Origin of the sequence: Pantoea sp. ARC270, assembly GCF_003236725.1 — a bacterium.
GTDB lineage: Bacteria > Pseudomonadota > Gammaproteobacteria > Enterobacterales > Enterobacteriaceae > Pantoea > Pantoea anthophila.
The window spans coordinates 1-1,934 of the sequence record NZ_PUGA01000078.1 but is presented as its reverse complement, the minus strand read 5'-3'; the positions used below and the strand labels follow the sequence as shown (position 1 = coordinate 1,934).

The 1,934-nt window shown below is 47.9% G+C and carries 1 protein-coding gene; it reads right to left on the bottom strand.

The features are described 5' to 3' along the window. Positions 1 to 310: 310 nt before the first annotated feature. Positions 311 to 1,693, bottom strand: coding sequence for a DHA2 family efflux MFS transporter permease subunit (locus CKF42_RS20890; RefSeq protein ID WP_111209109.1), 1,383 nt, complete (start codon positions 1,691 to 1,693; stop codon positions 311 to 313). Between the last annotated feature and the right edge of the window lie 241 nt (positions 1,694 to 1,934).

Sequence of the window (1,934 nt, the reverse complement as noted above, 5' to 3'; positions counted from 1 at the left end):
GATCTCGTCAATCTTCCTGAACAAACCAGATGGCAATATAGTCCAGTACTGTACTAACACAAAAAACTATGGCGATTTTACTCAAATGAACTGCCTCCAGTATTTTTTTGAAAACAAAAGTATTATGGGTGTGATTATTAGTCAGATTACATCGAACTAAATATCAGCCTTTCAGAAAAGCCCGCTCAGGGAAACCTGAGCAGGCTTTTTGCTTTTGAAAATTGTCACCCGAACCCGCTATAACTTCCCTGGTTTCGCCTTTTCGTCTTTCCTGCTCACAGTTTCAGGGGCGCTTATCGGGTTCAGAGGTTTATTGATGCAGACGCAGCATGCTTGAGATCGATGATAGCGCAGCGATTAGACAGGCCAGTCCAAAGAGATAAACGGCGAACTGCGCGTCTGCGCCTTCCATTAAGCCGTTCAATAAGGCTATTACCATCGCAACCAGTGCTGCGCCGATAGATTGGCCTGCCGTTCTTGCCGTTGATAATAGACCTGACGCCGTGACAGTCCGGTTTTTGGCAACGTTCGAAAACATTTCTTTATTGTTTGGCGGAAGAAAAAGCCCATAACCTATGCCGCAAACAGCTACCCGCCAGATGAAATCAGCGGTCGTGGCTGCCTCAGGTAACAGTGCAAGTGATCCTAAACCCAGGCTAAAAATCACTACCCCAACCGTTGAAATCTGAGTGGGATTCAGATGATTCGATAGCCTGCCAGCAACAGGCGCGCAAATAGCTACAGCAATCGGCCAGGGTGTAAAGATGAATGCTGATTTCAGTACAGAGTAGTGATAGGTGTGCTGCAGGACAAAAGGTAAACCCACCATGGCCATCCCCTGAGCGACAAACATTGAAAAGGAGGAAATAACAGCGAAGGAATACCGCCGTGAATGAAAAATATCCAGAGGCAGTAATGGGTGCTTAGATCGCATCTGAGCAATAATGAAAATTGCCATTAATATTCCTGACGTCATGCCGCATAGAATCAGGATGTGACTCTCCCAGCGCCCGATTTGATCGACAGCGACAACCATCAGTCCCAAAGCCGCAGCAGAGGTTAAAGCCCCTCCCCAGTCAAAGCCTTTTTCCCGTTTATCATCAATGCCAAGTGAAATCAGCGCGAACACGGTGGCAAGCACGCCAAGTGGAATATTGATATAAAATAACCAGGGCCAATCGAGCCAGGAGATAATCAAACCACCCAACGCAGGACCGATGGCCGTCCCCACTGCGAAGGCCAGCGCATTCAGTCCCAGAATTGTGCCTAACGCATTAGGGGGAAAAATCACGCGGTAAAGCCCTAATCCCACACTGATCATCACGGCATAACTCACTCCCTGCAGCACCCGCATAGCAACCAGCATACCGAAGGTTGAAGAGAGACTGCACCCCAGCGATGCCAGTGTAAATAACACCATACCCGCTGTATAAAAGCGCCGCTCTCCTAACCTTGATCCCAGCGATGCGCAAATCAGCATCGTCGCCGCGCTAGCGACCTGATAACCGTTGGTAACCCAGATGACCGAGGCTGAATCTACATGCAGGGCCTCAGCAATAGAGGGCAAGGAAATGTTGACAATGGAACCATCCAGCGCTGCCATGACCACGCCTATCAAAATGGCCGCGGCAGCCAGATAACGCCTGGGCGCTTCAAAACCTTGTTCTAATGTACTACTGCTTACCAACGACATATCCCGGATATCCTTAAGTTTGAAGCACGGTCTCGTCAGTCAGAACCTGACTTAAAAAACTCACAATTCATTGATTTAAAATGAGATTGCCCTGCTACTTATTAAAATCGTAATTGCCATAGGCTGGGAAAACCAGTGAATAAAACCGGGGTGCTCATCGAAAATATTGATGCCCGTGAAATCATTCACAGCGATAGTGGGAGAACAGGCAGGCTGAAGAAATAGCGATGAAAAAAAAGCG

What these genes read in the sequence shown, in the direction of transcription:
- CKF42_RS20890 (WP_111209109.1), bottom strand. Translation starts at nt 1,693, where the DNA reads ATGTCGTTGGTAAGCAGTAGTACATTAGAACAAGGTTTTGAAGCGCCC.